Origin of the sequence: Hyphomicrobium sp. DY-1 (genome assembly GCF_047497105.1) — a bacterium.
In the GTDB taxonomy this organism is placed as follows: domain Bacteria; phylum Pseudomonadota; class Alphaproteobacteria; order Rhizobiales; family Hyphomicrobiaceae; genus Hyphomicrobium_B.
In genome coordinates this window covers 4445187-4464679 of sequence record NZ_CP134870.1, presented here as the reverse complement: position 1 = coordinate 4464679, position 19493 = coordinate 4445187, and the positions used below count along the sequence as shown (strand labels likewise).

General features: G+C 59.1%; 20 protein-coding genes. 9 read left to right on the top strand and 11 right to left on the bottom strand.

Features of this window, described 5'->3' with window-relative positions; all coding sequences use genetic code 11:
- Positions 1-43: 43 nt before the first annotated feature.
- Genes RLW41_RS21760 through RLW41_RS21750 form a run of 3 tightly spaced genes read left to right on the top strand, consistent with a single transcriptional unit; the run spans position 44 to position 3203 of the window.
- Positions 44-1498, top strand: a complete 1455-nt coding sequence (locus RLW41_RS21760; protein ID WP_414462850.1) for a glutamine synthetase family protein — start codon at positions 44-46, stop codon at positions 1496-1498.
- Between the two features lie 42 nt (positions 1499-1540).
- Positions 1541-2479, top strand: a complete 939-nt coding sequence (locus tag RLW41_RS21755; protein ID WP_414462849.1) for a carbon-nitrogen hydrolase family protein — start codon at positions 1541-1543, stop codon at positions 2477-2479.
- 43 nt (positions 2480-2522) lie between these two features.
- Positions 2523-3203: a type 1 glutamine amidotransferase gene (locus RLW41_RS21750; RefSeq protein ID WP_414462848.1), complete on the top strand. Its 681-nt coding sequence runs from the start codon at positions 2523-2525 to the stop codon at positions 3201-3203.
- Between the two features lie 168 nt (positions 3204-3371).
- On the opposite strand, the gene RLW41_RS21745 is transcribed toward RLW41_RS21750, so the two are convergent.
- The 3 genes from RLW41_RS21745 to RLW41_RS21735 all read right to left on the bottom strand — a co-directional run bounded on the left by RLW41_RS21745 (position 3372) and on the right by RLW41_RS21735 (position 5028).
- Positions 3372-3914 (bottom strand): NADAR family protein, encoded by a 543-nt coding sequence (locus RLW41_RS21745; RefSeq protein WP_414464630.1) that lies wholly within the window; start codon positions 3912-3914, stop codon positions 3372-3374.
- Between the two features lie 64 nt (positions 3915-3978).
- Positions 3979-4530 (bottom strand): hypothetical protein, encoded by a 552-nt coding sequence (locus RLW41_RS21740; protein ID WP_414462847.1) that lies wholly within the window; start codon positions 4528-4530, stop codon positions 3979-3981.
- Between the two features lie 54 nt (positions 4531-4584).
- The gene (locus RLW41_RS21735) at positions 4585-5028 is read right to left on the bottom strand and encodes a tetratricopeptide repeat protein (RefSeq protein ID WP_409560063.1); all 444 of its coding nucleotides are present in this window, start codon (positions 5026-5028) and stop codon (positions 4585-4587) included.
- A 397-nt stretch (positions 5029-5425) separates the two neighbouring features.
- Here RLW41_RS21735 and RLW41_RS21730 point away from each other — a divergent pair, with 397 nt between their 5' ends.
- On the top strand, positions 5426-5659 hold the full coding sequence (locus RLW41_RS21730; RefSeq protein WP_414462846.1) for a hypothetical protein: 234 nt from the start codon (positions 5426-5428) through the stop codon (positions 5657-5659).
- 311 nt (positions 5660-5970) lie between these two features.
- Here the strand turns inward: RLW41_RS21730 and RLW41_RS21725 are convergent, their stop codons facing one another.
- Positions 5971-7689: a hypothetical protein gene (locus RLW41_RS21725; protein WP_414462845.1), complete on the bottom strand. Its 1719-nt coding sequence runs from the start codon at positions 7687-7689 to the stop codon at positions 5971-5973.
- A 28-nt stretch (positions 7690-7717) separates the two neighbouring features.
- On the bottom strand, positions 7718-8530 hold the full coding sequence (locus RLW41_RS21720; RefSeq protein ID WP_414462844.1) for a MotA/TolQ/ExbB proton channel family protein: 813 nt from the start codon (positions 8528-8530) through the stop codon (positions 7718-7720).
- Between the two features lie 669 nt (positions 8531-9199).
- Between RLW41_RS21720 and dusA the strand changes: the two genes are divergently transcribed.
- Positions 9200-10204 carry a tRNA dihydrouridine(20/20a) synthase DusA gene (dusA, locus tag RLW41_RS21715; protein WP_414462843.1) on the top strand — a complete coding sequence of 335 codons (1005 nt, stop codon included), beginning with the start codon at positions 9200-9202 and terminating at the stop codon, positions 10202-10204.
- Between the two features lie 9 nt (positions 10205-10213).
- Positions 10214-11041, top strand: coding sequence for a sulfite exporter TauE/SafE family protein (locus RLW41_RS21710; RefSeq protein ID WP_409560060.1), 828 nt, complete (start codon positions 10214-10216; stop codon positions 11039-11041).
- A gap of 86 nt (positions 11042-11127) precedes the next feature.
- On the opposite strand, the gene RLW41_RS21705 is transcribed toward RLW41_RS21710, so the two are convergent.
- The 4 genes from RLW41_RS21705 to RLW41_RS21690 form a co-directional block, all read right to left on the bottom strand.
- Entirely contained in the window at positions 11128-12633 is a 1506-nt protein-coding gene (locus tag RLW41_RS21705; RefSeq protein ID WP_414462842.1) for a phosphomannomutase/phosphoglucomutase, read from the bottom strand.
- A 108-nt stretch (positions 12634-12741) separates the two neighbouring features.
- Positions 12742-13311, bottom strand: coding sequence for a TIGR02281 family clan AA aspartic protease (locus RLW41_RS21700; RefSeq protein ID WP_414462841.1), 570 nt, complete (start codon positions 13309-13311; stop codon positions 12742-12744).
- Between the two features lie 48 nt (positions 13312-13359).
- Positions 13360-14058 carry a TIGR02281 family clan AA aspartic protease gene (locus tag RLW41_RS21695; protein WP_414462840.1) on the bottom strand — a complete coding sequence of 233 codons (699 nt, stop codon included), beginning with the start codon at positions 14056-14058 and terminating at the stop codon, positions 13360-13362.
- A 31-nt stretch (positions 14059-14089) separates the two neighbouring features.
- Positions 14090-15736, bottom strand: coding sequence for a sensor histidine kinase (locus tag RLW41_RS21690; protein ID WP_414462839.1), 1647 nt, complete (start codon positions 15734-15736; stop codon positions 14090-14092).
- Positions 15737-15887: 151 nt separating this feature from the next.
- Here RLW41_RS21690 and RLW41_RS21685 point away from each other — a divergent pair, with 151 nt between their 5' ends.
- The 3 genes from RLW41_RS21685 to RLW41_RS21675 all read left to right on the top strand — a co-directional run bounded on the left by RLW41_RS21685 (position 15888) and on the right by RLW41_RS21675 (position 17693).
- Positions 15888-16451 (top strand): thermonuclease family protein, encoded by a 564-nt coding sequence (locus tag RLW41_RS21685; RefSeq protein ID WP_414462838.1) that lies wholly within the window; start codon positions 15888-15890, stop codon positions 16449-16451.
- Between the two features lie 3 nt (positions 16452-16454).
- Entirely contained in the window at positions 16455-17066 is a 612-nt protein-coding gene (locus RLW41_RS21680; RefSeq protein WP_414462837.1) for a glutathione S-transferase, read from the top strand.
- 126 nt (positions 17067-17192) lie between these two features.
- Entirely contained in the window at positions 17193-17693 is a 501-nt protein-coding gene (locus tag RLW41_RS21675; RefSeq protein ID WP_409560053.1) for an Lrp/AsnC family transcriptional regulator, read from the top strand.
- Positions 17694-17704: 11 nt separating this feature from the next.
- Here the strand turns inward: RLW41_RS21675 and RLW41_RS21670 are convergent, their stop codons facing one another.
- Together RLW41_RS21670 and RLW41_RS21665 are read right to left on the bottom strand one after the other, a co-directional pair.
- Positions 17705-18586: an NAD(P)-dependent oxidoreductase gene (locus RLW41_RS21670; protein ID WP_409560052.1), complete on the bottom strand. Its 882-nt coding sequence runs from the start codon at positions 18584-18586 to the stop codon at positions 17705-17707.
- Positions 18587-18710: 124 nt separating this feature from the next.
- Positions 18711-19391: a hypothetical protein gene (locus tag RLW41_RS21665; RefSeq protein ID WP_409560051.1), complete on the bottom strand. Its 681-nt coding sequence runs from the start codon at positions 19389-19391 to the stop codon at positions 18711-18713.
- Positions 19392-19493: the final 102 nt, after the last annotated feature.

Below are 19493 nucleotides of genomic sequence, written 5' to 3'. Positions count from 1 at the left end.
GGCCACCGCACGCAATAATCTCGAACTCCAAACTAAGGACAGCATGATGTCGGCCAAGCAGCCTCATTTCATCGAAGACCACGGCCTCTGGAGCGAAGAGCAAAAACTCATGGCCGCCGATCTGATCGCCAGGATCGAACGCGAAAACATCAAGTGCATCCGCATCGGCTGGGGTGACCAGCACGGCATCGTGCGCGGCAAGACGGTGACGGCTGCGGAATTTCGCTCAAACCTAAAAAGCGGCAAAGATTTTCAACTTGTCACGGCGATCTTCGATACGACGAACCATCCTATCGTCGCGCCGTTCGGCGATTCCAATAAACTGAACGTTCCCGAGATGATCGGGCTTCCCGACGGTGTGCTTGTGCCTGACCCGTCGACATTTCATGTTCTGCCGTGGGCGCCGGACACCGGCTGGATCCTAAGCGACGCTTATCTTTCGAACGGTACTCCGTGTCCTCTGTCGACGCGCCAAGTTCTGCGCAGCCAGCTTGAGCGTCTCGAGGAAAAAGGCCTTGAGATGGTTGTCGGTCTTGAGTTCGAATTTTACGTTTTCAAGCTCGAAGACCCGAGCCTCCGGCCTGAAGAAAGCGGCTATCCGCCGGAGCCGCCGAAGGTGTCGATGATCTCCCACGGCTACCAGTATCTGACAGAAAATCGCGGAGACGAAATCGACCCGGTTCTTCGTTTGCTGCAGTCCAATCTCGAAGCGCTCGGCCTACCGCTCGCAACCGTCGAAGACGAGTGGGGGCCCGGTCAATGCGAGATAACTTTTAGTCCGATGACTGCCATGAACGCTGCCGACAACGCTCTGCTCTTTCGTTCGGCCGTGAAGCAGATCTGCCGCCGCAACGGCTATCACGCGACGTTCATGGCAAATCCGCAGGTGCCAAATGTTTTTCCCAGCGGTTGGCATATGCATCAGTCCATCCGGCGCATCGCCGACAAAACCAATATGTTCATGGCCGAAGGCACAGAGGGTCCGCTTTCAGCATACGGCATGAATTACGTTGGCGGCTTGCTGCAAAATGCGGCGGCAACCTCTCTCATGACCACGCCGACGATCAACGGCTACAAACGTCAGCGTCCTGATGGTTTCGCGCCGTTCAAGGCAGGCTGGGCACTGGAAAATCGAGGCGCGATGATCCGCGTCATCGGACGGCCAAACGACCCCGCCTCTCGTGTTGAAAACCGCGTCGGCGAGCCGACGGCGAACCCCTACCTCTATATCGCCTCGCAGCTTATCGCCGGACTCGATGGTATCGACACGCAAAAGGATCCAGGCAAACCGGCTGCTGCTGCTTATCTTGCCGACGCGCCGCTTCTACCACGCAGCCTCATGGATGCTGTGGAAGGCTTTCGCAACAGCGCCGTCATTAGGGACGCAGTCGGCGAAAAATTCTGGAACTATATGATCATGCTTAAAGAGTATGAAGTCGCCCGCTTCCTGGCCGCGGTTACAGACTGGGAGCAGAAAGAGTACTTCGAGATGTACTAGAGCGGCTTAATCATTCAACGCTTAGGGTATCAGGAGAATGCTTTGAAGATCGCTGCTGCTCAGATCAGGCCCGTTTGGCTCGACAAACGCGCGACCGTCGCAAAAGTCATCGACACAATAAAGCTCGCCGCTGCCGAACAGATCGATCTGCTGGCCTTCCCTGAAGCGTTCGTCAGCGGATATCCGTTTTGGTTATGTCGGACGGATGCCGCCGCGTTCGGCGACCCGAAGCAGAGCGAAGCGTATGCGCGCTTTCTCGATGCGTCGATGGAAGCCGATTCCGAAGAGGTGAAAGAAATCGTGGAAGCGGCGCGCGACTATCGCGTGTCCGTCTTTCTCGGTTTTAACGAGCGCGGCAATGGTATTGGTCGAGGCACGCTGTACTGTGCGTTGTTGAAGGTCGACTGCAATCAAGGGCTGTTGGGCGTACATCGCAAGCTCATGCCTACTCACGATGAGCGCTTGTGCTGGGGCGCTGGAGACGCCCACGAACTCCGCACGCACCGCATCTCAGGAGTTCAGGTCGGAGGGCTTTGTTGCTGGGAAAACTGGATGCCGATGGCGCGCTTCGCTCTGTACTGCGGCGGCGAGGAGCTGCATATCAGTCTATGGCCCGGCAACGCGGTTGTCGCCGAAGGCATCGTTTCTGCTACAGCGCGCGAAGGCCGCGTCTGGTCGCTGAGCGTCCACGGACTACTCTCCATGAGCGATATTCCCGATGATTTCCCATTCAAATCGCAACTTATCGCGGATGGTCACGACGTGATTTTCAACGGCGGCTCTTCACTTGTGGCACCGGACGGTACGGTTGTCATACCTCCATGTCCTGGCGTCGAAGGATTGATTTCGCACACCATCGACGTGAAAGAAGTCTACGAGAACCGACAGCTTTTCGACGTGACTGGACACTACTACCGCCCCGATATTTTCGATCTCCAGATTCGCACCGATCGGTTCGACGGCGCAAAGTTACGACGTTGATCAATCAGAAATTCTGCATTTTAAATTAGGCTGCCGGTCGAAGATGAGGGTTACCGTCGTTCAGAACAGCGCGTATGGCCGCGCCGGTCTCGTTGAAAAATTCATAGCTTCGAAAGGTTGGACGTGTCGGCGCACGCTGTCGCCCAAAGATATTGTGACGACTGACCTCGCCGATATCGTGGACGATGTCGTCGTCTTTCTCGGATCTCGCCGCGGCGTCTATGAAACCCATATTCAATGGATTGCGCGCGAGCGCGCTTTGATGAAGCGTCTCGTTGACAACGCTATTCCGGTCGTTGGGATCTGCTTTGGCGCGCAACTCCTCGCGACCGCCTTGGGTGGCACGGTCAAACCGATTGGACATAGATACCGTGGCTGGATGGAAAATGCCTTTGCCAGCACGCCGGTGTGGCAGGGGCCCTGGCTTCGTTGGCATGGAGATTTCATTACGTTGCCGGGCGAGATAAAAATTCTAGCGAGAGATAACGAGACCGTGCAAGCGTTCGAATATGGCAATGCCGTGGGCGTCCAATTTCATCCCGAAGTTTCAAACGCGGTTCTCAAAGACTGGGGCGCCTATCGGCGTTCTATGCCCGAAGAGGACCAGATATCTCTCGCGAAGGCGTTGAACTACGCGGACGACCACGCCTACGAAATCGAAAAACGGGCATTCGAGCTATTCGATAATATTTTTGGGAAGATTGTGGGTCGGAGCTTGGCATGAAGCGGCCCATATCGCTGCTGCAGGTCCACCGCCGCCTTGATGTCCGGTTTTCTCCCCAAAAGGTAGACATCGCTTTTTGAAGCGGCCGGCACCGCCACCGATTGATCCGGATGCGGAATGTTATCCGCAGTTTTTGAATCCAATGATTCCCTATTGTGTCCGAACCAGTTATGAAGGTGTCGACGATGGTCCGACGCGCAGGCCGTCGCGCACTTCCATCAGAACGCGCCCGGCCCAGTTGAGACCAGTGCCGTCAGGGCCGATGCCCCAGAACGGCTCGCTTGGGCAGTCTTCAACCAATTCGGCGTTCCCTGTCGCGAGTAATAGGATCCCCAAACCCCCGTTCTGCACAAACTTGGCGTAGTCGGCACGACGCATAATGTCGAGTTTCACCTCGTGCCAGTCGGCGCGGGGTTGCTCGCCGTGCTTGCGGAACCATGAGATCTGCGAAACCCGGCGAGGCGAAGTAGGCGGTGCCGCAAGGCGTTTGGCCAATCCGGGATGAACGGCTGCGCGGATAGCTGCCTTGTATTGCGGATTGGCCGACTTCTGCGCCTGATAATAATGCTCCACCGTGGGCCAGGCTTCGCCGTCAATCACAATGGGGCTTGAATGGAAATGCGAGAGAAAGCGGAACCGCTCACGATCGCGGCCGAAGTAGAGGATGCGATTGTCGAGTGGAACAATGACGCTTGGTCCATCTCCAATCATAGCCACCAGTCATCTCGAAAATTTAAACAGTCATATGGTGGATCCGGCCGACGTCCGCCCCTCGCTATGGCTTCGGCTGCGGGTTGACCTCGGGCTCAGGGTTTAGATATTTGCGGTCGGGTGGCGGTGGCTTGGGAAGGGCTAGGGCATTGTAACCTTGGTTGCCGCACCCCAGGAAGAGGAGCGCGGACAGATCATCGAGCGGGATGTTGAAGGGCCCGGCCTTCCTGCCTTCGGTGAGGTCGAGTTCCAGAACGGCGAACGAGCCCGTGCGCAGACCGGTGTTCAGGTCAGTTCGGTCCACAGTGCAACGCTCGCCGGCGGCGTAGCAGATGAACTTTTTCGTCACTCCGCCCTCAACGGCTAGCGTTCCGCCGACCATATGGCCGCCGCGGGCCATTACCTCGACAACCAGCGGCTCGACCCAGAACGAGTAATATGTCCAGTTGTCGGCATCGACGATATTGCGTGCGACGCTGCATCCGTTCTCTGGCCTGATAGCCCAAGGGCCGTACTTGACGCCGATCTTGCCGTCCGCCGGATAATCTTCTTCTGCCGCGGCCTGTGGTGTGCTGAGGAAGAGGACGCTAGCTATTGCCATAAAGGGAATACGCACGGCTCGACCTTTCAAGTTTTCTAGCATTGCACAGCAAGCGGCGCAGTTTATCCGTCAGCGGCGCACTCCCAATCTGCGTAGATTATCGCGCGCATATGCAAAATTCGGGTCGATGTCCAAGGCTCGGTTTAGATCGGAAATCGCTTGCTTCCTGTTACGGAAATAGGTGAAAAGTACCCCCCGGTTCGCCCAGGTCCAAGCATTCTGCGGATCAACGCGGATTGCTTCGTTATAGTCGGCCATTGCGAGGTCGAGCTGGCGAAGATCGAAATAGATCGTCCCGCGATTGTTATAGGCCGGGCCATAATCGCGGTTCGCACGCAGCGCATAAGTGTAGAAGTCAATAGCTTTGCGCTTATCTCCCGTCTTTTCGGCGATAAACCCGGTCAGAAAGTTCGCATCCGCTTGATCGGGATCAAGCTCCAAGGATTGAGCAAGGTCCTTTGATGCCGGTTCGTACTTTGTCGCGGTGGAGCAAGACGGAGGTCGCGGAAGCATCGCCTTGCACGTGTCTCCTTCCTCGTTTGCGATTTGCACGCTTGTCCTCGCGCGCATGTAATAGGCTAAGGCCTTCGATTTATTGTCGGCGGATTGAGACATTTCGACAAGCTTGTCGAAGACCGGGAGAGCTGCACGATACTCACCCTTGTAGAAAAGGGCCTCGCCCTGATCGTACGTGCTCTGGAGTTCAGAAGAGCTAGGGGACGAATTTGAAGGAGTTGGTTGCGGGCTCGGTGCGGGGGAGGGCGACGGCGCGGCTGGCGCGGGCTCTGGCTCTGGTTTGGCTGACGGCTCCGGAGTAGGCGGCGGTGCCGCCGGAGTTTGAGTTGGAGTTGGAGTTGGATTGGGTGCCGGCTCCGGAGTAGACGTTGGTACTGCAGGGGTCGGCGTCGGAGTGGGCAACGGCTCCGGGGCGGGCTTGGATGGAGGAGGAGACGGCGGTTCAGGCGTTGCCGGCGCCTTCTCGTTCTGGACCGGCTTGATCTGCGGTTCCGGGTCTGGCGCGGGCGGAAAAGGGTCAGGCAAGAGGCCCGCTGCCCAAGCCGACGCTAAGGCGGCAACGATTCCGGTGCTGAAGATCAGTAGGCGCAACTTCCGACCCGCCGGCAGCGAACTCGCCGCCACGTAGGCACCATCGGCAGCTAGCTGTGTGGATGCGGGCGCCGCATCTGCTGTCGACGCGCAGGATGGGCACTGACTGTGGGCATCGGCGTCGTAGATATGGCCTTCGACGCAGCGAACGAGCCGTGTGCTCATTTTTTAATTCCAAAGAAAAACTGGCTACGCCCATCCAATATTGCAGCAGCAAAAACTGCAGCACAGCAGATCTAGCCAGATTTTACAACGTCTTCGAGCGAAGACCCTGGCGACCTAAAGATCCGTATTTTCCTGGCGAATTTGTTGCCCGGCGTGTCAGCTTTTTGACGTAAATTGTTGCCGCTACTGCCGTTTGATCTGCGAAACGAGTGGCAACGACAGATCCGGGGGAACTCGACCACCGGACGGATCAAGCATTTGGAACAGCGGATTGTTTGGGCGGATCGTTTGCAGAAGCTGCTCCTGGACGATTGCGCTAGGGACGGGGTTCGTTTCAAAGAAATCACGCGGGGTGCTGGATTGGTGATCAATCAGAAGTTTGATCAGCGCCTTCGCGGCGTCTACGGGCATGCGTCGTTCGGCAACGAGACGGCTGACCTGAAGCGCCGATGCGGGGTCGCAGCCACCGGCTTTCGCTTCGTCCAGGAGAAGTTGGGCCGCCTTCTCATCTTCTGGCCGGTTAGCGAGTTTAATGCCGGCCTTTTCCAGCGCGCGGCGGGCGGCGGTCGCGTCGAAATGGGCTGAGATCGTCAGAAACTGAGCGAAATCGATCACGCTGTCGGGGGCGGCAGCGGCGCGCAGACTGTCGATATAAGACGCACGCTCATCGGCTGTTGCAGTACGGGTCCCAGGAGAAATGCTTGCAGACAGCAGCCTGATCCATTTCGAGATGTCGGAGAATGATATCTGTTTGTCTGCGTATTTCTGGCCCAAGTCTTTGAGCATCGTATTGCCGGGTGAAGCGAAATCGGTCCCGGATGTCCTTACATCTCTCGCGGCGACGATCGTCGAGGTCACGGCGCCTGAAAACCGATCAACGATCGCTTGCGCGAAAGCATCCTTGGCGCCCGGATCGTCAAGGCCACACGTCATCTTCTGGCAATGGGATGCCGCAATCGTTTTTTGGAAATCCTCAAGCTCGGCAGCGGATACGTCGACAGGTGCGAGCGAACCACGTTCGCCACTCTTAAGGCGGACGAGCAATGCGTAGGGTTCACGGTCTGAAACCTTGCCGCTGACAAAGGTCGAGGGCTTCGTATCGCCGTCGAGACGGGCCGACCAGGAGGCCGTGAGGTCGCAGACCATATCGCCGCCGGGGAGAGGGTTCAGCAACTTCACATACACCGTTAGCAGCTCGTCGACGTTGAGCTCATTGATCATGTAAGTGATGGTCCCGGAGGTTGGTTGTCCTGAGGGGCCAGCGCTGGTCCGGTTTGTTACCTCCGTTTGCACCTTATCGGTCTCGAAGAATGGTTTTTGCGCGGTACGGTCGGGCGGCGGATTCACAGACCCGTTCTTACGTGGCAAGTTGCTAGTAATGTAGAGATTGAGTGAAGGCGACGTGCATCCTCTCCAGTCGAGACGCACGATGTTCCAGTAGACGGCCTCGGGTTTCTGGTTGCGCTTCAGCAGCTCGATCTCGGCGAGCAGCTTGGCGATCTCCACCTTCAAAGCGGTGATCTCTTTTTCCTGAGCAACCAACAGCTCTTCAAGTCGCTTCACCTGCGACGTGAGCTGATCGACCTGGATCTTCAATTGGTGGATGTTGAGCAGAGCCTCTTCGAGCTGCCGCGTCGCCTCATCAAGCTCATCCAGAAGTGCGTCGATCTCCTCATCGGTGAGCCGACCCTTCTTCAGCTTGTCTTGAGCCTCCTGAAGTTTCTGTTTGGCGTGGTCCACCTGCTCCGTGGCTTCGTCTGCCGTGCGCTGGGCCACCGGGTCGCTAGTATAATAGGGCATCAGCACAATCATGAGCACGAGGAACGCGCCCATGGCTTTGGTGATCACCGCCATCATGGCGATCTCGCTGCCACCTGCCGTGTCGCGCCGTATCCGTCTCATCGCGCCTGCCCCGTCCTCCCTCGCCTCATCATGTGCGCGGTACGTAAATACGGTTGATGAGATTCTTCAGACAGTATTGTGCGGCATCGTTCAGCGCGCTTTCTTCCATCTTCTGCACCGCGTGCTGAAAGAACACCAATACCGTGCTGACGAGGAGTGCGACGAGCGTCGTGTAAAACGAGACTGCAAGGCCGCCGGTCACACGGCCGATATCGATCTTTCTCGGGTCGATGAACTCCAGCGCGACCGCGATGCCGACAATCGTGCCGATGAAGCCGATAGTCGGGATCAACCAAGCGATATAGCGGACATTCTGATAGCGCAGGTCGACGCGATGCGTGAGTAAGTCGAGGCTGCTCTGCATGATCGAAACCGCCTGGTCGACCGAGTGGCTGGCCTGCAGTTGCGTTGTCGTGATGTCTATCAGGTAGGGAAGGAAGCCGTTGTCGCCGTCGTAGAGTTTCGACACCTTGCGGCGGATCGGGCCGAGGTCGCTGACCTGCAGCACGGATGAATCGTCTTCGGGCAAGAAACCGCAGCTCAGGAACGCACTCTCGGCGCTGGCCGACCGCCAGCGGATGTAGAGGTCGGCGAGACCGGCGGCGAAGATGAGATACGTCATGTTTTGAATGGTGAAGGGGTAGGGAAAGATGCTGCCCTTGTGATGATCGAGCACCAACGCCGCCGCGACCGAGTTATAAGGCAGCGCAAAGCTCAAAATTCCGATGATCAGCACAGCGATCAGCAGCGCCGCTGCGTAGACCATCGCTGAATTCAAGCGGCCGTTTCTGCCGCGCGCGAAGGTCGAGCTCTTCGAGAGGACCGGCGTCTCTGTTTGCATGCGATCTGGTCTCAGTTGTTGGAGAGACTAAAGAGGCAACGTCATAAAATCCGTTTTCAGAGCGTCTTTTAGTTGAGCTGTGTCGGAAGTCCGTTGTCAACCGGCTCTACCCACGGCGGTTTCAATGGAGCAAGAGTAATCGCTCCGCTGACGTGCATCCGCCGGGCGCATTCTGCTAATAGGTGTGATGATAGATGGGCGAGTTCGGCTGATGCTCGAGTACTATTCCTGAATCGCCCATAATGGCCCTTCGCGTATCAGCTGACGAAACGTCCAAATCTCGTTTAGAGATGTTCAGCCCTCTGCACTATGCGCCAATACCAGGGGCGCCTAGAGGGCTGCGAGCCTCGCGAAGTACACATTCTTTGCGCCGAACGAAGCCGGACCTGATTTTTTCCGACCAGGAAACCTTCGTGCTGTGAAGCTGCTGCTGGGGGCACCAGATCGAACGCTCCGAGCGTTAGCTAAGCATCCAAGTCGATGAGGATATCGAGATCGCCGAAGATCGACATCTGAAGCATGGTCTCAGCAAATCGTGAACACTGCCGCTGGTAGGTCCGAATACGATTTCTGCAACTGCTTCCAGAATATAGATAGCCGACCGCCCTTGTGAATTTCGAGTGTCTCCAATAAAACGTTGGACGGAATTAGACGTAAAAATATAGCAATATGAAGTGCATAAGTCACAGATTCTGCGTGGCCCCCATGATGGATTGGACTGACCGGCATTGCCGCGTCTTCCACCGCCGTCTGACGAAGCGTGCGCTGCTTTACACCGAGATGGTCACCGCTGATGCCGTGATTCACGGCGACCGCGAACGATTGCTCGGATTTTCCGCCGAGGAACACCCGATCGCTCTGCAACTTGGCGGCTCCGACCCGGCGAAGCTTGCGACCGCCGCGCGGATCGGTGCGGAGCTTGGATACGACGAGATCAACCTCAACGTCGGCTGCCCTTCGGATCGCGTTCAGGAAGGTCGCTTCGGTGCGTGCCTGATGGCAGAGCCAGAGCTTGTCGCCGCGTGCGTCTCCGCCATGCGCGAAAGCCAGCCTGTCCCCGTCACCGTCAAGTGCCGCATCGGCATCGACGATCAAGATGCCGAGGCCGATCTGACGCGCTTCATCGACGTTGTCGCTGATACCGGTTGCACCTCGTTTGTTGTCCATGCTCGCAAGGCTTGGTTGAAAGGCCTCTCGCCGAAGGAAAATCGCGAGGTGCCCCCGCTCGATTATCAGCGCGTGTATCGGCTGAAGGTGCGACGGCCTGATCTCACCATTATCATCAACGGCGGCATCGAAACCATCGCCGATGCTGAGACGCATCTCGAACACGTCGATGGCGTCATGCTCGGCCGCGCCGCTTATCAAAACCCGTATATTCTTGCGGATGTCGATCGGGCCATCTTCGCCGACGCATCCGCACCGCCGACGCGAGGCGAGGCATTGACAGATCTGCTTCCCTATGTCGAACGTCACGTCGCCAAGGGCGGCCGGTTATCGAACGTCACGCGTCACATTTTGGGTATCTATCACGGTCAGCCGCGTGGCCGCGCGTTCCGCCGCCTGTTGAGCGAGAGCGCAACCAGCGCTTCCGCCACCGCAGAGGTGCTGAGCGAGGCGATCGCGCTCGCAGAGCACGGCTTCGGACGGCAAGACCGTCCCGATGCAGCCTGAACCGACCGCATGGCATTCTCAACAGTCCCGACACATCATCTGATTGAATTGCTGGCGCTGCTTGCCGGTGCGGGGCTGCTCGCCGGATTTTTGTCGGGCCTTCTCGGCATCGGCGGCGGTGGCGTTCTCGTCCCGGTCCTCTATGAAGTCTTCGGCGCGGCAGGCGTTTCCGAAGACATCCGCATGCACATCACGCTCGGCACGACGCTCGGCGTCATCGCGCCGACCGTATTTCGCTCGTTTGCCGAATATCGGGCCAGAGGTACAGTCGATACCGGCATCGTCAAGCGCATGGGGCCATGGATTTTTTTCGGGGTCAGCGTTGGTATCGTCGTCGCGTACTACGCCAGCAGCGAAGTTTTGCGCTGGATATGGGTGGTTTTCGGCTCAGCGCTGGCCGTCAAAATGTATCTCGGCCGCGACGACTGGAAGATCGCCGACACGCTCCCACGTCGCCCGTGGCTGGAAATCGCTGCCTTCCTGATTGGCTTGGTATCGACGCTGATGGGCATCGGCGGCGCGACGTTCACGGTGCCGCTGTTCACGCTGCATGGCATGCCGTTACTGAGAGCCGTTGGAACCGCAACTGGCATCGGTACTGTGATCGCGGTTCCGGGAATCGCCGGCTACATCATCTCGGGCTGGGGCGAGCAGGGATTGCCACCGCTTTCGCTCGGCTACGTCAGCCTCGGCGCGCTGCTGATCGCGCCGCTCGCAGTCTTTGCCGCGCCCTATGGCGTGAGGCTCGCGCACGGCATCTCGAAGCGCGCATTGGAACTCGCGTTCGCAGTCTTCCTGACGACCGTCGTCTCGCGTTTCCTCTGGACGCTTTTTTAATTGGCGCTGGCGACTCCCTGCGGGAAGCCGGCCGCCAGCGCAAATGTATGGCGAATGCACGCACCGGCGGCCGGGGCGCGCTACGCTTAAACAGCTATCTTCTGATTGTATTCGCCGACTTCGGGAAAGCGAGAAAGCTGCTGGTCGATGTCCTTGAAGATCGCCTTCATGTTAGCTTCCGACGTCGGGCTTTCGACCACAACGACCAACTCCGGCTTATTCGATGATGCGCGGACAAGGCCCCACGTCCCGTCTTCCAGCATCACGCGCACGCCGTTGACGGTGATGAGATCGCGGATCTCCTGGCCTGCAATCGTGCCTCCGCTCTCTTTCTGTTTCGTATAGTGCTCGGTGATCCGATCAACGACGCCGTACTTTTTCTCGTCGTCGCAATGCGGCGACATCGTCGGCGAGCCGTAGGTTTTGGGAAGCGCGTCGCGCAGATCGGCAACCGTTTTTCCAGGACTACGATCGAGCATGTCGCAAACGGCGATCGCTGAAACGAGGCCATCGTCGTAGCCACGGCCAAGCGGCTCATTGAAGAAGAAGTGGCCCGACTTTTCGAACCCGACCAGTGTCTTGTGTTCGAAATTATAGCGCTTGATGTAGCTGTGGCCGGTCTTCCAATAGCTCGTCGTCGCCCCGTTAGCGATCAGCACGGGATCGGTCGTGAACAGGCCCGTCGACTTTACGTCGACAACAAACTTTGCCTTCTTGTGGATCGCCGAAATATCGCGCGCCAGCATCACGCCGACCTTGTCCGCGAAGATTTCATGGCCGTCGTTGGCAACAACACCGCAACGGTCGCCGTCGCCGTCGAAGGCCAAGCCGACATCCGCGCCGGTTTCGAGAACCTTTGCAGAGACCGCATGAAGCATCTTCATGTCTTCGGGGTTCGGATTGTGGTTCGGGAAGGTGTAGTCGAGATCGGTGTTGAGGGGCACGACTTCGCAGCCGATCGCTTCCAGCACTTGCGGTGCAAAGGCGCCCGCAGTGCCGTTGCCGCAAGCCGCGACGACCTTCAAGCGGCGCTTCAGCTTCGGGCGATTGGTCAGCGCCTTGATATAGCGCTCGGCAAGATTGGAAACGAAGATATAGCGCCCGCCGGTCTTGGCTTCGAACTCACCGTTGAGAACGATCGACTTCAATTCGGACATATCGTCGGGTCCGAACGTCAGCGGCCGCGACAATCCCATCTTGATGCCGGTCCAGCCATTATCGTTATGGCTTGCCGTCACCATTGCGACGCCTTCGACGTCGAGTTCGAACTGCGCGAAGTAGGCCATCGGCGACAGCGCGAGGCCGATGTCATGCACCTCGCATCCGCCGGCGAGCAGGCCGGTCATCAGCGCCTGCTTCACCGCGGCGGAGTACGAGCGGTAGTCGTGGCCGACGACGATGCGTTTCGGCACGCCTCGGCGCGCAAACAGCGTCGCCATGCCGAGCCCGACGGCATTGAGGCCCATCAGGTTGATTTCCTGCGGGTAGAGCCAGCGCGCGTCGTATTCGCGGAAGCCGGTCGGCTTGACGAGCGGAAGGCGCTCGAAGTCGGCGGTGTTGGGCTTCAGGTCAGCGCGTGGCTTCGGTAGCATGAGGTTCTCCTCGAACGTGGTTCATTCGGGGACCTTAACGCGCTTTGGCATGCGCGTGGTTCCGACGGCCGCTCTATCAGCAATGTTCTGGGCGGAATAGTGGAATAGTCACTCTTCAAGCTCGAGTTTGTCACCGCGCATCTCGACGCGCGACAGCCGCCCCAAAAACGACATGCCCAGAAGCGTGCGTTCGGAAGCACCTCGTTCCGACACCACGCCTTTGACGTTTCGCACAGTGATATCGCCGATTTCGATGCGTGAAATCGTGACTGGTGCGACTCTAGCAATCCCGTTCGCTGTTTGAGCCGTATGTGTGAAATCCGACGGTTTCACGAAAATTCCGGCTCTTGCGGCATCGTCATAAGTCAATGCAACGAGAGACGCGCCCGTATCCACCATGACGCCGATTTCCCGGCCGTTGATTTCGGCCTCCGTCAGAAAGTGGCCATATTGACCCGCAGGCAGCGTCACCGAGTTGGAAGCATGCGAGGCAACGACGGGCACATCCAAAGCGGGGGAGGGTGCCGTATCGGTCTGATCGGCAACCATAGGTGCCGGATGTAGCCGGTCCATGATACCGGCGACGATGCCAGGATGTGTCAGGGTATAGGCAAGTCCTACCGCACCAATAGCCGCGATGGCGAAGGACGCGAAAAGACTGGCCGTGGCCGACGACATTTCCATTGCCCTTTCAACAGCGCCGCGAACCCTTGACTTCGGGCCCAGCTATTGCCGAAGCGTCGCGAAATTGCCTGCCACTTGATATGACCCGAGACGTCTTAAAAAACTGGAACCGAGAAGGGTTTCGTTAAGAGTTCCGGCCTTCGCCACCAGGCCCTCGACATCATTCATGACGAGCGGCCCGATGCGGACGGATTTGAGACGCACCGGCGCCAGATAGCTCGTGCCGTTGGCGGTCCTGAGCGGGGTATCGTAGGCGAGGGTGCCGATATCGATGCCGGCCTTTTCGGCATCCGATTGCTTGAGGATGACGGTCGCCGCGCCGGTATCGATGCGTGCCGTCAGCGCCGCGCCGTTGATCTCCGAATTGGCCAGAAAGCCGCCGTCGTCTGCGCGACGAAGCAGGACGGACGCCGAAGCATCTCGCGGCGTCGGTACCGCGCTATCGTTCGCGTGTCGCGCAAAGGTCATGACATCGGCAAGCGAGAACTCCACGTCCTTGTTGAAAGCACCCATGACGAGCACCCCACCCGCGATACAAGCCGCCAGCGTCGGCCAGACGGCGAGCCGCCGTTCGCCGCGATGGCTCAGAAGCGTGGCGATGTAGAGCGCCAGCAGAATGCCGATGACGGACGCTGCAACCGGGAGGTTCGGAATCGCATCGAAATTGAACCCGCCAAGCATCGACGCGCCCAGCACTCCGGCGAGCCCGACGACCACGACGAAAAGCAGAAAGATCAGCATGCCCCGGCCTTGTTGAGTGAGAAGATGGTGATTAGCGCGCCTCTCCGGCCACCCGCATCGGTGCATCGGAACCGAACGATGAAGACGATGGGCGCATCCGCGGTTGCCGCGGCTGCCGCGGCGCGCCGGTATCGCGGTGACGTTCCTGTCCCACTGGCTGCAGCGGCGATAGCGGATTGAGAACGCGCTGAGGCGGTATCGTTACGGTCACTTCGGTGCCCTTGCGCAACTCTGACTGCAAGTCGAACGTGCCGCCATGCAGATGGATCAGGTTCTGCACGATGGAAAGCCCGAGGCCGGTGCCGCCTTCGGCGGTTTCGTGCGCAAGCGAGCCCTGGCCGAATGCCTGCAGGACGCGCGGGATCTCGTTCTTCGGAATGCCGGGTCCGGTGTCGGCCACCGTCAGGAACTGGCCCCCATCCTGGGTATTTCCGACGATCAGCGTGATGCGGCCGCCCTTCGGCGTAAACTTCAGCGCGTTCGACAGCAGATTGAGGCAAATCTGGCGCATCGCGCGCGGGTCGGCCCACACCTGCGATACGTCCGGGGTGAAATCTTCGACGATCATCAGCGCTTTTGAATCGGCCTTGATTTTCACCAGTCGCTGACAATCCTCGGCAATATCGGTCAGGCGGATCGGTTCTTCGCTTAGATCGTAGCGCCCGGCCTCGATCCGCGAGAGGTCGAGAATTTCGTTGATGATGCAGAGCAAGTGGTCGCCGCTCTTGTAGATATTGTGAGCGTAATCCCGATAGACGTCGTTGCCGATGGGGCCGAGCAGTTCGCGCTCCATGACTTCCGAAAAGCCCATGATGGCATTCAGCGGCGTGCGAAGCTCGTGGCTCATCGTGGCAAGGAAGCGGGACTTCGCCTTGTTCGCGGCTTCGGCGCGGCGCCGGGCTTCGTCCGAGATGGCGGTGGCTTCTTCGAGTTCCGAGATCAAGCCGTCCTTTTCCGCCCGGTATTCGACCATCGCCAGCGCCGTCGAGTGCAGCCCGCGCGCCAGATAGACGAAAAAGACGTGGATGCCGATCGCCATCGAACCGAGGGCAAAATAGAACGGATCGCCGAGGGAGAAGAGACGCGCCGCAACCGCAACCGTCATCGGCACGGTGCCTGCGAGAAAGAGTTGTGGTAGCGTTGATGCAAACGTCATACGGATCGCCAGCACGACCATCAGCGTCGCGAAAATAAACACATGCGATGAGAACGTCGCGGGCGACATAAGATGGTGCCCGCCGCCGCCATGGATCGACATGCCGATCAGCGCGAACGCCGCGAGCGCAAAGCCGTTGACGAGTTCGATGCGGACGAAATGACGGCGCCACTGTCCGACATTCACCTCGGTGCGCGGAATGGAGAGCAGCCGCCGGCACTGATCGAGCATATAGACGCGCGAGATCGACACGATCGCGATCCAGGTCGTCGCCTCCGTGAAGGACGCCCAGAACATCGACGTGATGTAGAAGATGAAGCACAACGCCGGCATGGCGAAGGGCGCGCTGGTCTCGTTGCGCGCAAACATCGTAAGCAGTTCGTATTCGAATTCCGGCTTATTGACGGTGCCATGCGTGAGCTTTTCCCGGAAAGACCTGAGGTCATTCCGAGATTGGGTCTGCCGCATAGAGGGCGCTGCGTCGACAGCCGTTGCTTCGACACTCTGAACGTTGTCGTCCATCCCGCGAGCCGTTATTCCCATTCCATGAATTTGCGCGTGCTCATGCCGGGCGCAGTTCGTAAATTGGCGGCAATTCGTTAAAGCAAGCCTTAAAGGTCTCCTTCGCCGGTCGAAAAAGGAGGCTACACAACCAGAGCGAAGGAAGCCGCAAATGGGGCGTTGGCGACGCTGGAGACGGCGAAACTGGGCATCCTTTATTAAGCTTGCGCTGGTTTTAACTTTGTTTGCCGCAGTTATCGTTGGTGCGCCCCGGCACTGGAATACGCGGTGGCACCGTGCCGACGCGGCCGATCCCTTTCCGCCAACGGTCACCGGCTATGGAGATCCTATCGACGGCGACAGCCTATGGGTCGGCAAAGAAGAGGTGCGCCTCAAAGGCATAGACGCACCAGAATGGCGGCAAGGCTGCGAGAAAAACGGCACGCGCTGGGATTGCGGGGCGGCGGCGCGGGACGAACTGGTCCGCGCCATTGGCGATGATGACGTCACCTGCGCCATCGAAGAACGCGACGTCTACGGCCGAATGCTGGGTCGCTGCACGGCCGGCGGCCGCGATCTCAATGCACAAATGATCGCCTCCGGCATGGCGGTCGCCTATGGCGCGTACTGGGACGAGCAGGCCGTCGCGCGTGCCGAGCGCAGAGGACTTTGGGTCGGAGCTTTTGAAGAGCCGCGCGATTGGCGTCGCGAGCACGCCTCCGGGGATGACAGGTGAACCATGCACATCATCGAGACACACGCCGCTCCGAGCCCGAGACGCGTAAATATATTCCTCGCCGAGAAGGGCATCGTTGTTCCACGCGAGGAGCGCGATATGATGACCGAAGACCTCAAAAGCGGCGACTTTGCTAAGCTCAATCCCTGGCATCGCGTTCCGGTTCTGGTTTTCGATGACGGGCGGACGATTTCTGAGACCGTCGCAATCTGCCGTTATTTCGAGGAGATAAAGCCTGAGCCGCCGCTGTTCGGCGTGGGTGCCATCGGCAAGGCCGAAGTCGAGATGTGGAACCGGCGCGTCGAGCTAGGTTTGTCGAGCGCTGTGTTCAGCGTTTTTCGCCACCTTCATCCGAAAATGGCCCATCTCGAAGTGCCCCAGGTCGCGGAGTGGGGGGAGGCCAATAAAGAGAAAGTTGCATTCGAACTTGGCCGCCTCGATGCCCGCCTTGCCGACAGCCGCTTTATCGCCGGAGACGATTATACGATCGCCGATATCACGGCGCTCGTCGCCGTCGATTTCATGCGGCCCGCCCGGCTCGGCAGACCAGATGCGTTTGCCAACGTCACGCGTTGGCACGGAGAGGTTTCAGCCCGGCCGAGCGCAAAAGCTTGACGCTCATCGGTCGATATGTGGAAAATATTACCAATCACCACGTTGACACACGGCATATACAGAATAATAATCTCAAAAAGCGACGCGAAAGCGTAAAATGTTGTTCTCCTGGCCAGGGCGGTGCCGATGCTCGACGAAATGGACGTTAAAATCCTGCGCATTCTGCAGCAGGATTGCACGCGCCCCGTTGCTGACATCGGCAAGGAAGTCGGCCTCTCTACGACGCCCTGCTGGCGGCGTGTGCAGAAGCTCGAAGAGTCGGGCGTCATCCAGCGCCGGGTCGCCATTCTCGATGCGCAACAGGTGAACGCCGGCGTCATGGTGTTCGTCTCGATCAAGACAGACAAGCACTCGCTCAACTGGCTGGAAAAATTTCACTCTGCCGTCGCGGAATTTCCCGAGGTCGTCGAGTTCTATCGCATGTCCGGCGAGATCGACTATCTGCTTCGCGTCGCGGTGCCCGACATCGCGGCCTACGATGCCTTCTACAAAAAGCTGATCTCGCGCGTCGATATCGCCAAGGTGTCGTCGGCCTTCGCGATGGAGCAGATCAAATACACGACAGCCCTTCCGCTGCAGTTCGCGATCACCGAGCGTTCGGGAAAGAGTGAGCGCGCCGAAGCGTAAGAGCCTAGCCGTCAGTCCGACGTTTTGGGTTTGAGGCGCGCGATCAGACTCGATGTATCCCAGCGGCTCCCGCCGTGGGCCTGAACGTCCGCATAGAAACCGTCGACGATTTTCGCCACCGCCAGATCGGCGCCGTTCGATTCTGCTTCATCGAAACAGATGGCGAGATCCTTACGCATCCAGTCTACGGCGAAACCGAAGTCGAATTTGCGCTCGTGCATGGTCTTCCAACGGTTGTCCATCTGCCACGATTGCGCCGCGCCCTTAGAGATCGTCTCGATCAGCGCCGTCACATCCAGCCCGGCGCACTCGGCGAAATGGATCGATTCCGCCAGCCCCTGGACGAGTCCTGCGATCGCGATCTGGTTGCACATCTTGGCAAGCTGCCCTGATCCGGAAGGTCCCATGAGCCGGACCGCGCGCGCGAAACAGGTGATCAGCGGCTCAGCCTTCTCGAATGCGGTTTTGTCGCCGCCAGCCATGACGGTCAGCACGCCTTTCTCTGCACCCGCCTGGCCGCCTGAAACCGGACAGTCGAGAAATGCGCAACCGCCGGACGCCGCCGCTGCTGAAAGCTCCCGCGCGACCTTGGCCGACGCCGTCGTGTGATCGACGAAAATCGTGCCCGCGCTCATGGACTGAAAAGCGCCGTCTGGGCCGGTCGTGACGCTGCGCAGGTCGTCGTCATTGCCGACGCACGCAAACACCACCTCGCAGCCACGCGCGGCTTCGGCTGGTGTCGCAGCGACTGTGCCGCCGAACTGCTGCTGCCATTTCTGGGCTTTGGCGGCAGTCCGATTGTAGACGACGACATCATGGCCGCCGCGCGTCTTCAGATGCCCCGCCATGGGATAGCCCATGACGCCGAGACCGAGCCAAGCCACCTTCGCCATATTGTCCGTTCCTGTTCCACGTCGCCGTGCGTCTCACCCGACCACGGCGGCTGATGACAAAAAGCAACGCCGGGATCAACTGCCATTGTCCCGGCGTCTGCGCGACGATATTGCGAAGAGACCGCTAGTAGCGGCGATTCTGAGCGGCCCACGGGTTACTGCGGTCAAATCCGCGCACCGGCTGGGCGCTCGCGATGCAGATGACGCCGTTGCGCCGGTCCTTGTGGCAATCGACGTTCTTTCCCACGGCAGAACGCCACTCGGAGAATTCCGGGCCATAACGGTCGGCAACCTTGCTGCGCCAGCCCTGGATTGCAGCCCGACGGGCGTCATCCTGCCGAACGCTCAAGGGCACACCGTCGTCGGGGGCCGAGGCTTGGACTTCGATCCGCGGCATGGTGCCGACATCTTGAATCGGCGGTCCGCCCACGCCGCGCGGCGGTTGAACTGACGGTGAAGGCGATCCACCACCGTTCTGGGCAGGCGAAAAGACGTCTTGGGAGGGTGAGTAGTGGCCCCGCGGAGACGAATAGGCGTCACCGGTAGGCGCGGGCGCATTGCCGCTGCTCTGATAGGCATCAGATTCGCCAGCTTGGTAGGGAGGCGCCGCCGCACCTCCGACGCCGGGAGGCGAACTCTGATGGTTCGGCGTGTAGCTGTCCGGCGGCGGGTCGGTCGGCTGGCCGCCGGTATTGTTGACACCCCTGTAGGGCGTGTATTCGAACGTCTGCGCACTTGCAGGCAGGGCAAAGCCCACAAGCAGGGCCGCCACCGCGGCAATCGACTTCAGGGGCAGACGGGCCATTTAGGTTCTCCGGACGGCGAATCGGTGGAAGTTATCGCCGGTAGATGCACGGGCCTGAGCAAATGCTGAATGGCAACGGGCCAAAAGCTGGTAGCGCCGCGC

Excerpts from the sequence above, each read along its gene's own strand:
- RLW41_RS21760 (WP_414462850.1), top strand. The coding sequence starts at position 44 with ATGATGTCGGCCAAGCAGCCTCATTTCATCGAAGACCACGGCCTCTGG.
- RLW41_RS21750 (WP_414462848.1), top strand. The coding sequence starts at position 2,523 with ATGAGGGTTACCGTCGTTCAGAACAGCGCGTATGGCCGCGCCGGTCTC.
- RLW41_RS21745 (WP_414464630.1), bottom strand. The coding sequence starts at position 3,914 with ATGATTGGAGATGGACCAAGCGTCATTGTTCCACTCGACAATCGCATC.
- RLW41_RS21735 (WP_409560063.1), bottom strand. The coding sequence starts at position 5,028 with ATGCTTCCGCGACCTCCGTCTTGCTCCACCGCGACAAAGTACGAACCG.
- RLW41_RS21725 (WP_414462845.1), bottom strand. The coding sequence starts at position 7,689 with ATGAGACGGATACGGCGCGACACGGCAGGTGGCAGCGAGATCGCCATG.
- RLW41_RS21720 (WP_414462844.1), bottom strand. The coding sequence starts at position 8,530 with ATGCAAACAGAGACGCCGGTCCTCTCGAAGAGCTCGACCTTCGCGCGC.
- dusA (WP_414462843.1), top strand. The coding sequence starts at position 9,200 with ATGAAGTGCATAAGTCACAGATTCTGCGTGGCCCCCATGATGGATTGG.
- RLW41_RS21710 (WP_409560060.1), top strand. The coding sequence starts at position 10,214 with ATGGCATTCTCAACAGTCCCGACACATCATCTGATTGAATTGCTGGCG.
- RLW41_RS21705 (WP_414462842.1), bottom strand. The coding sequence starts at position 12,633 with ATGCTACCGAAGCCACGCGCTGACCTGAAGCCCAACACCGCCGACTTC.
- RLW41_RS21700 (WP_414462841.1), bottom strand. The coding sequence starts at position 13,311 with ATGTCGTCGGCCACGGCCAGTCTTTTCGCGTCCTTCGCCATCGCGGCT.
- RLW41_RS21695 (WP_414462840.1), bottom strand. The coding sequence starts at position 14,058 with ATGCTGATCTTTCTGCTTTTCGTCGTGGTCGTCGGGCTCGCCGGAGTG.
- RLW41_RS21690 (WP_414462839.1), bottom strand. The coding sequence starts at position 15,736 with ATGGACGACAACGTTCAGAGTGTCGAAGCAACGGCTGTCGACGCAGCG.
- RLW41_RS21685 (WP_414462838.1), top strand. The coding sequence starts at position 15,888 with ATGGGGCGTTGGCGACGCTGGAGACGGCGAAACTGGGCATCCTTTATT.
- RLW41_RS21680 (WP_414462837.1), top strand. The coding sequence starts at position 16,455 with ATGCACATCATCGAGACACACGCCGCTCCGAGCCCGAGACGCGTAAAT.
- RLW41_RS21675 (WP_409560053.1), top strand. The coding sequence starts at position 17,193 with ATGCTCGACGAAATGGACGTTAAAATCCTGCGCATTCTGCAGCAGGAT.
- RLW41_RS21670 (WP_409560052.1), bottom strand. The coding sequence starts at position 18,586 with ATGGCGAAGGTGGCTTGGCTCGGTCTCGGCGTCATGGGCTATCCCATG.
- RLW41_RS21665 (WP_409560051.1), bottom strand. The coding sequence starts at position 19,391 with ATGGCCCGTCTGCCCCTGAAGTCGATTGCCGCGGTGGCGGCCCTGCTT.